At 42.7% G+C, this 8422-nt stretch carries 9 protein-coding genes; 5 read left to right on the forward strand and 4 right to left on the reverse strand.

Translation table 11 applies throughout. The annotated features are described in order from the left end of the window. Positions 1–2: 2 nt before the first annotated feature. Together PSV17_RS01800 and PSV17_RS01805 are read left to right on the forward strand one after the other, a co-directional pair. The gene (locus tag PSV17_RS01800; RefSeq protein ID WP_300479006.1) at positions 3–920 is read left to right on the forward strand and encodes a DMT family transporter; all 918 of its coding nucleotides are present in this window, start codon (positions 3–5) and stop codon (positions 918–920) included. A 74-nt stretch (positions 921–994) separates the two neighbouring features. After that, positions 995–1621 carry a hypothetical protein gene (locus tag PSV17_RS01805; protein WP_300479009.1) on the forward strand — a complete coding sequence of 209 codons (627 nt, stop codon included), beginning with the start codon at positions 995–997 and terminating at the stop codon, positions 1619–1621. Positions 1622–1637: 16 nt separating this feature from the next. Here PSV17_RS01805 and PSV17_RS01810 read toward each other — a convergent pair whose 3' ends face one another. Together PSV17_RS01810 and PSV17_RS01815 are read right to left on the reverse strand one after the other, a co-directional pair. After that, the gene (locus PSV17_RS01810; RefSeq protein ID WP_300479012.1) at positions 1638–2276 is read right to left on the reverse strand and encodes a response regulator transcription factor; all 639 of its coding nucleotides are present in this window, start codon (positions 2274–2276) and stop codon (positions 1638–1640) included. Between the two features lie 41 nt (positions 2277–2317). Further along, a complete protein-coding gene (locus PSV17_RS01815; protein ID WP_300479015.1) occupies positions 2318–3679 on the reverse strand; it encodes an ATP-binding protein in 1362 nt (453 codons plus the stop codon). Between the two features lie 163 nt (positions 3680–3842). Between PSV17_RS01815 and dhaL the strand changes: the two genes are divergently transcribed. Next, complete coding sequence (gene dhaL / locus PSV17_RS01820) at positions 3843–4472, forward strand: dihydroxyacetone kinase subunit DhaL (protein WP_300479017.1); 630 nt, start codon at positions 3843–3845, stop codon at positions 4470–4472. An 11-nt stretch (positions 4473–4483) separates the two neighbouring features. Then, complete coding sequence (dhaK, locus tag PSV17_RS01825; RefSeq protein WP_300479019.1) at positions 4484–5488, forward strand: dihydroxyacetone kinase subunit DhaK; 1005 nt, start codon at positions 4484–4486, stop codon at positions 5486–5488. 10 nt (positions 5489–5498) lie between these two features. Here dhaK and PSV17_RS01830 read toward each other — a convergent pair whose 3' ends face one another. Further along, on the reverse strand, positions 5499–6317 hold the full coding sequence (locus PSV17_RS01830) for an SAM-dependent methyltransferase (RefSeq protein ID WP_300479022.1): 819 nt from the start codon (positions 6315–6317) through the stop codon (positions 5499–5501). Positions 6318–6706: 389 nt separating this feature from the next. On the opposite strand from PSV17_RS01830, the gene ylqF reads away from it, so the two are divergent. Then, complete coding sequence (gene ylqF, locus PSV17_RS01835) at positions 6707–7651, forward strand: ribosome biogenesis GTPase YlqF (protein WP_300479025.1); 945 nt, start codon at positions 6707–6709, stop codon at positions 7649–7651. 71 nt (positions 7652–7722) lie between these two features. Here ylqF and PSV17_RS01840 read toward each other — a convergent pair whose 3' ends face one another. Continuing rightward, positions 7723–8244, reverse strand: a complete 522-nt coding sequence (locus tag PSV17_RS01840) for an exonuclease domain-containing protein (RefSeq protein ID WP_300479027.1) — start codon at positions 8242–8244, stop codon at positions 7723–7725. Positions 8245–8422 lie beyond the last annotated feature (178 nt).

The raw sequence follows: 8422 nt of genomic DNA on the forward strand, positions 1-8422 counted from the left end.
TCGTGAAGCAATCAAACAAACACTCCTCTATATTTAAACTCCCAAATCTAGGTAGCTTGTGGATGCTGGTAGCCGCTTTGGGCTTTGCCATCATGGGTGCTTTGGTGAAGGTCGGCACACAAAAATTTAGCAGCAGTGAATTGGTATTTTACCGTTCCATATTCGGCTTAATCGTCATTTGGCTATATATAGCAGTCAACAAACTACCATTAGCTACGCCAGTCCTATTTAAGCAAATGTCACGCGCTGTGGTTGGCTTTGTTTCGCTGGTATTATTTTTCTATGCGATTGCACATTTACCTCTTGCTACGGCCATTACGCTCAACTACACCTCGCCTTTATTTTTGGCACTATTTACGCCATTTTTATTGCATGAAAGACCTAAAAAGGTTTTATTTATTGGGTTAATCATTGGCTTTATTGGCGTTAGCCTGCTACTTAAACCTAGTTTCACCAGTGCAGATTGGTTAGCTGGCGGCATAGGTTTACTTTCTGGCATAGGCGCGGCATTGGCTTATATACACGTTAAACAATTAGGAAAAGCCAATGAACCAGATTGGCGAACTGTTTTCTATTTCACACTTATTTCAACGATTGGCGCTGGTTTATGGATGCTTTTTGATCATTTTCACACGATTGAATGGCAAGATTTACCCGTTCTGCTTGGCTTAGGTTTTTCTGCAACGATTGCGCAACTAGCCATGACACGTGCTTACCGAACTGGCAATACGCTCGTTGTAGCGAGCTTAGCTTATGTCACAGTGGTATTAGCGAGTTTATTCGGCGTCCTCTGGTGGAATGAGCATTTAAGCCTAGATGCTTGGATTGCAATCGCGCTCATTATCATCAGCGGTGTAATTAGCGTGCGCACTACTCAGACTCAATCAGTTAGTATTAATGACAATAAAACAGTCAGTTAGCCGTTTTAATTTACTGGACAATCTCATTATTCAGCAGTAATCTAGCCCTCCCACATTAACAACACATGCGTCTTATGGCACATCAAAGCATGATTAGATGGTCGACATTAGCCAGAGGGCTAACCATAGCATGGTTAGCTTTTACTCTTTGCGGCTGTGTGGGCGGCGCTATTGCACATCAAATTGTGCAATCAATGTTGTTGCATGGTGCCGATAGAATGACCGCAGCCGCAATCGACGCACATGAAGAAAAGCAAAAAATAGCGGCACAAAACATGCCGCTTAAAGATACCACGCCAGACAAGTTCGACATTGCATTTATGAGTACAGGCTTTAGTGAAGTTACACCCCAAATTGAAGCTTTACCTTCGCAAGAAGCATTCAGCGAAGAGAAGCCTGTTCAATTAATGGTTGAGAGCAAGTTAATTCAAGTCGAAGTATGGAGCTTGCTGATAGGCGATGAAAAGCAACAGTTTCTTGAAGATGCAAAGAAGCAAGGTTCCACCGATTTACCTCCAGATAATGAATGGCAACAAAGCCAAGTTGCGATCGGTGCAACTGGCAGCAACAAGTTAACCAAACAAGAAGTCATTACGTTTTTGATACCCGCAGAAATTGGTAAGTTACATAGCGGTTCTAAAGCGCTGGTCGAGCAATCTACCGCTGGGAAATTGAGCGTAGCGCGCTACGCCGTGAATTAAATAAACAGTTAAGCAACTAAGCGTCTAGCAAACCACTGCGCATAGCAATCAGCGCGATTTCAGCCGAATTATTTGCATTCAATTTTTGTTTGATATTGTAAAGATGCGTACCTACAGTACGCGGACTTAAAAACAAAGTTTCGGCAATTTCATTAGTAGTTTTACCTTTTGCCAACGCCATAAACACTTCAAACTCGCGTGGTGACAGCACATCAACAGGATTTTGATCGCCTGACAATTGCTGTATCGCCATTTGTTGCGCGACACTTGCCTCTAAATACTTCTTACCAGTCGCGACTATACGAATGGCTTTAATCATCTCTTCAGCAGCACTGCGTTTAGTTAAATAACCCATCGCTCCAGCATTTAATACACGCTTAGGATGTACAGAATCTTCATGCGCGGACAGTACCAGAATTTTGGCTGAGCTATCTTTGGCTAAAATCCGCTCAATCGCCTCTAGGCCACCAATACCGGGCATTGTAATATCCATCACTACAACATGAGGTTTAAACTCTACAAAACGCTGTATGGCCTGCTCGCCGCTCTCGGCCTCTGCGATGACTTTAATATCGGCATCTGACTCTAACAGCATCTTAAACCCCATGCGCACTACGGCGTGATCGTCGACTAACATTACATTGATTAAGCTCATATTTTATCCATTGTCTTTATTTTAATATTAGTTTTTAAAACCTAAGCTAAGGCCTGCAATGCTTGCGGTATGTTAATGTAGAGAGTTGTTCCTTGATTCGGTTCAGAAGTGATAGTAAAACTACCATGAAAACCCTGCACTCGCTCGCGCATGCCTAGCAAACCAAAGTGTTGGGTTTGGTCAACCATTTCTATATTCATGCCCACCCCATTATCTTTAATCGTGAGTGCAATGTTAGCTATCTCAGTATTTTTGACATCAGCCAATACCGCCAACTTAATATCAATAATGCTTGCCTGCGCATGTTTCAGTGCATTATTAATAGCCTCTTGCACGATGCGATAAATATTAATGTTCAGCGTCTCACCCAGCTTATCCAAATTACCTTCCAAGCTTAGATTAATTTTCATTTCTGGATGAAGATTTTGCCAATAATACACCGCATCCTTTAGTGTTTCAGAAAGCCCGAGGTTATCCAGCGCGCCTGGACGCAGTTTACGAACAATATTGTGCATACCGTCATAAATCTGATTGGCGGCTGAAACGATTACTTGCGCATTACTTGAAATATCCGGGGATTTTTCTTTGGTCTTATTGGCAATGGCTACCGCAAATGTCTTAATCGCTGTCACATATTGACCTAGCTCATCATGCAATTCTCTGGCTAGACTTCGACGTTCATCTTCGATATGACTTTGAATAAGATGGGTTAATTGGCGATTTTCTTCTAACTGACGTTCAGCAGCGAGTGATTCTGCCATGCGATTTAGGCTATGCCCGATGCGATCAAATTCGGGCAAGGTGAAAGTGGGCAATCGTGTGCTTAAGTCGCCTTTTTCCATGAGGTTAATTGAGGCTAGAATACGATTTACAGGTCTAAGAGAATGGCTTAACAATGCATAAACTAAGACATTGAGCAGCACGAAAAAAATCAAACCGACCCACATCAACTGACTAAAACCCGCCCAAGCTTCACGAATAGAACCTGCCGCACTTGATGAAACAACTAAAGCACCATAGCGGATTTTACGTACCACGGTCTCAGTTTTAGGGGCTACCAATTTAACAAACCATTCTGGCGGGAGAACATTAGTTTTAAAGGTAGATTCTGGCGATTCATAAAGTAGATTGCCGCGAATATCATAGAGCATGATATGGCTACTACGCACGTATCCCAAAGATTGCAGAAAGCTTTCTAATACCTTATGCGTCGGCCCGTATTCAGGGTTGAGCGCAGAACTGATAATCACGGTATCAAGTAACTGCACCGTCACGCGGCTTGCTGCCTCTACGCGCTCACGAATAGAAATTCTGGTGTCGTTAACTAAAATAGTGCCCACAACCAAAATAAAGGCTAGCGAAAGCAGCGTAATCAATAAATTTAAACGGAATTTTAAGCTCATAATAGTTATAAATTAGAGTTTAGTGAGTGTTATTGTCATGGCAAGTTAACATGTGTAGAGTTTAACAACATTAATTCAATCACCATATAGTGTTAATCACTAAACTTTATATGCAAACTTTCTATACAAACTTTGGATACAAATCACCTGATACAAACGACATATGAAAACAGAATTCATCATAGAAGCAGCACTAGCGATTCAACAAACCATTTTAGCCAATGAAAGCACATTGGAGTCGCTAGACCGCGAAATTGGGGATGGCGATCACTACATTAATATGAAACGTGGTGCGACCACCGTTGCTGAAATGCAAGCCGATTTGGCGCCACTAAAACCTGATGAAGCCTTAAATAAAATCGGCATGAAGCTACTCAGCACTATCGGCGGCGCTTCTGGGCCATTACTGGCGAGCTTTTTCATGAGCATGGCTAAAGTACTTAAAGAAAATGGCGATGAATCAAACTTAAAAATTGCCGCAGCTTTTGCTGGCGGCGTACAAGCTATTATTCAACGCGGCAAAGCTGGCATTGGTGAAAAAACCATGCTGGATGTGCTAATTCCAGTTTCCAACGAATTTGTACTATTAGCCACGCAAAACTGCGATGTTAAGTTGATATGCGCAACACTCATCCACACTGCCGGACAAGGCATGCTTTCAACTAAAGACTTAATCGCCACCAAAGGCCGCGCTGCAGGCTTAGGTGAACGTGCAATTGGACATATAGATCCAGGCGCAAAAAGCTGTCAGTTAATGATAGAAACGGTATGTAAGTTAGCATTAGCAAAATAAGGGGTAATCACATGAAAAAATTCATCAATAAGGTCGACAATATTTTAGTTGAAAGCCTATCTGGCTTTGCTAAAGCGCATGATGATTTGGTAGAACTTCACCTTGAAACTAACTTCTTAACACGTGCCAACAAGGCACAAAACAAAGTCGCCATTATCTCTGGCGGCGGCTCTGGACATGAACCACTTCATGCAGGTTACATTGGTTACGGCATGCTTGATGCTGCTTGCCCAGGCCACGTTTTCACCTCCCCAACCCCTGACCAAATGCTCATGGCGGCCGAAGCTGTGCATGCAGATAAAGGTATTTTATTTATTGTTAAAAATTACGCAGGTGACGTGATGAACTTTGAAATGGCAGCAGAAATGTTGCCGTTTGAACATGCCACAGTGTTAACAAGTGATGATTGCGCAGTGGTGAATAGCACTTACACCACAGGGCGCCGCGGTGTTGCTGGCACCGTGATTGTGGAAAAGTGTGTGGGTAGCTTGGCAGAAACTGGTGCTGACTTACAAGCTTGCAAAGCCCTAGGCGACAAAGTCAATAAGCGCACTGCTAGCATCGGCGTAGCACTCACCAGTTGTACCGTACCTGCGGCTGGGCGCCCTACTTTTGACATTAATGAGTCAGAAATTGAAATGGGCGTTGGTATACACGGCGAACCTGGACGCAGGCGCGAAGCCATGCGCCCAGCCGATGAAATTATCGGCGATTGCGTTGAAGCGATTTTGATGGACTTTAAAACAAGACAATTGCAGCCTACTAAAAAACATGAAGCCTTGCTACTTATTAACGGTTTTGGCGCAACGCCGCTAATGGAGCTTTACCTCATCTACAATACCGCCGCTAGACTTTTCAACCTGCACAATCTTGAAATTTCACGTTCACTCGTTGGCAACTACACAACCGCTTTAGATATGGCCGGCGCTTCCATCACCTTGTGTTTATTGGACGATGAAATCAAACAACACTGGGATAGCCCAGTGCATACCGCCGCGTTGAGATGGGGTAAATAGGCGCTGTTAACTAACTTAAGAACCTGCTTTTCAATGCTTCTAAGTTAAGCTCTTTTAATATCGCCTCTAATCGCTCTTGTGCATTCTTGCGTGGCTGACCAGTGTATTTGGCAATAATCAGCTCATTTTTCATAGAATGCTCCCAACCGACTAACTCTGTTACCGTCAGTTGATAACCAGCGGCTTCTAGCTGTAAACAACGCAACACATTGGTGATTTGGCTGCCAAACTCTCGGGTGTGAATCGGGTGACGCCAAATTTCGCTTAGGGGCGTTTTGCCAAAGCTTTCATTTTTATGCTGACGTAACACCTCTGCCACTTCTGCCTGACAGCAAGGCACCAACACCATGTACTTGGCTTTCTTCTTTAGTCCAAACTGAATCGCATCATCCGTGGCGGTATTACAGGCATGCAGCGCTGTGACTATATCTACCGTGTCGGGCAAAGTATTAGAAGTAATGGATTCTTCCACACTTAAATGCTGAAAACCCATACGCTCAAAATGCAACTCTTCTGCAAGTTGGCGTGATTTTTCAACCAATTCAGCACGCGTTTCTATACCTACCACTTGCCCAGCGGCATGTTGTTTAAGCAATAAATCATACAAAATAAACCCCAAATACGACTTACCAGCACCGTGATCGACCATGGTTGGATTGGGATTTTTTGCCAATACCTCATTAAACAACGGCTCAATAAAATTCACCAAATGGTAAACCTGTTTGAGCTTGCGACGACTGTCTTGGTTAAGTTTCCCGTCACGCGTCAAGATATGCAGCGCTTTAAGTAGCTCGATAGATTGGTTAGGCTTTATTTCAGGTATTTGCATGTGCGTATTTTAAGCCATAAACGCAAAACTAAAGATAAACTCAGATAAAAACTTGATTTGTAGTACTCAATGTTAAAATACGCTTCAATGCACCATATTTAATGCCTCGAAAATTAAAAAAGTCCAAGCAAAACGAGGCGCAAAATAATTTTAAGCACGCAGCATATGTTTTATATGTAAGTGATTAAAATTATTTTGCAACGATGTGTTGTGACGAATTTTTTAATTTCGTTTCATCATCAAGAGATGACGAGGCGACAAGCCGCAGACAGTACGACTAGTACGGCAAGCCAGTATTTGGCTTGTCCGTGGAATATACGAGCTAAAGCTAGTTATTCACACGCCAAGGCGCAGGCAACAAAGTCAGAATTGATGAGGAGATGAAATAAATGGCAATCCAATGGTATCCGGGTCACATGACCCAAGCACGCAAAAAAGCCGAAGAAACAATGGAATTTATGGACATTGTGATTGAGGTGCTGGATGCGCGCGTGCCTGAAGCGAGCCATAATCCCGTGATTAACGAAATGCGTTTATTTCGTCAGCGTCCTAACTTAAAAATACTCAACAAATCTGACTTAGCTGACCCTAAAGCCACCGAAGCTTGGCTAAATTACTTTAATCGCCAACCCAATACCAAAGCGGTTGCGCTTTCGTGTAAAAAACCTGGCGAAGCCAATAAAATTCTAAGACATTGTTTAGCGCTAACACCGCACCGTGGCTCACACTTAAAGCCATTGCGCATGATGATTATGGGCATTCCTAATGTGGGTAAATCAACGCTGATGAACGCCCTGCTTAACCGCCGTGTCGCCAAGGTGGGTGACGAGCCAGCCGTGACCAAAAGTCAGCAACGCTTTGACATTAGTGAAACCATGAGTATTACCGACACGCCCGGCATGATGTGGCCGAAAATTCAATACGAAAGCGACGGCTACATGCTGGCCGCCAGCCATGCGATTGGTCGCAATGCGGTGATTGATGAAGATGTGGCAATATTTCTAGCCGACAACTTACTTAAAACCTACCCTGCACTTATCAATGCACGCTACAAACTAGATACCATGAAACATGAAGGTGGATTTTTAGATGTGCTAAAAATGGACGGTGTAGATTTACTCGAAGCCATTGCTAAACGTCGCTCATATAAACGCCACGATGGTTTATGGGATATGGAAAAAACTGCCGTGGCATTTTTAACCGATTACCGTAGCGGCGCGATTGGCAGAATTAGCTTAGAGACGCCATTAAGCCGCAGCGAAATGATGCAAGCATTTGAGCCGAATGTTGTGGATGATGCGGCTTCTGATGTAAATGAGGACGAGACGAGTTAATCTACCAAAAAGTTAGCAGTCACTTTAATTTTGATTAAATTAGGGAATCAATGGAGTCCGACCCATTGATTTTAGAGTCTATGTTTACGTATATGATTAAGAAGGTAGGTTGAGCCATCCGCTTTTTTTTGTTGTAATGCTTCAATCATTACTAATGTGTCCGAAAGTGAATTATGAATCACTGGCCTATTTAAACTAAAATGCTTAGAAATAGCATCTAAAGATCGCCCACCTATTTCGTCCGGCCAGTCAATATCCCTACATGAACAGCCCCAAGTTGGTTGAGCATCACTCATGAAGCTAAGCATACGTTTATCAAACGCTGCGTTATGAGCTACGATTAGATTTGCGACCTCAAACATGGTAACCAGCTCTTTAAGATCAAATTCTTTATTTTTCACTTGATAGTCTGATATTCCATGCACTTGATATGCGCCTTCAGTAATCACGCATGAAGGCTCTCTCAACCCATAATATCTTGCAATTTCTTTCAATATTACGCCGTTTCTAGTATCCACTTCTGCCAATACAGCACCAACACTAATTGGCTGGTCACTTTTACTTAAACCAGTCGTCTCGGTATCAATAAACAAGATATTTACTATATTTGATAAGGGGTTAATTGAGACATTAATTCCAAAATCACTTCTTTTAGACACTTGCTCTCTAATTGTAACGCCAGTTTCAGCTATTCCATTCGCCTGTATGAAAAATTTAAGGGGCTGTAGTAGATTAGCATAAATGTTATGCTAAATAAATGAAGCTAAGTCA

It is taken from the genome of Methylotenera sp. (assembly GCF_029946165.1).
Taxonomy (GTDB): Bacteria; Pseudomonadota; Gammaproteobacteria; order Burkholderiales; family Methylophilaceae; genus Methylotenera.

Bases quoted from the DNA above. Each gene is read 5' to 3' on its own strand.
- PSV17_RS01805 (WP_300479009.1), top strand. From the start codon at position 995: ATGGCACATCAAAGCATGATTAGATGGTCGACATTAGCCAGAGGGCTA.
- PSV17_RS01810 (WP_300479012.1), bottom strand. From the start codon at position 2,276: ATGAGCTTAATCAATGTAATGTTAGTCGACGATCACGCCGTAGTGCGC.
- PSV17_RS01815 (WP_300479015.1), bottom strand. From the start codon at position 3,679: ATGAGCTTAAAATTCCGTTTAAATTTATTGATTACGCTGCTTTCGCTA.
- dhaL (WP_300479017.1), top strand. From the start codon at position 3,843: ATGAAAACAGAATTCATCATAGAAGCAGCACTAGCGATTCAACAAACC.
- dhaK (WP_300479019.1), top strand. From the start codon at position 4,484: ATGAAAAAATTCATCAATAAGGTCGACAATATTTTAGTTGAAAGCCTA.
- PSV17_RS01830 (WP_300479022.1), bottom strand. From the start codon at position 6,317: ATGCAAATACCTGAAATAAAGCCTAACCAATCTATCGAGCTACTTAAA.
- ylqF (WP_300479025.1), top strand. From the start codon at position 6,707: ATGGCAATCCAATGGTATCCGGGTCACATGACCCAAGCACGCAAAAAA.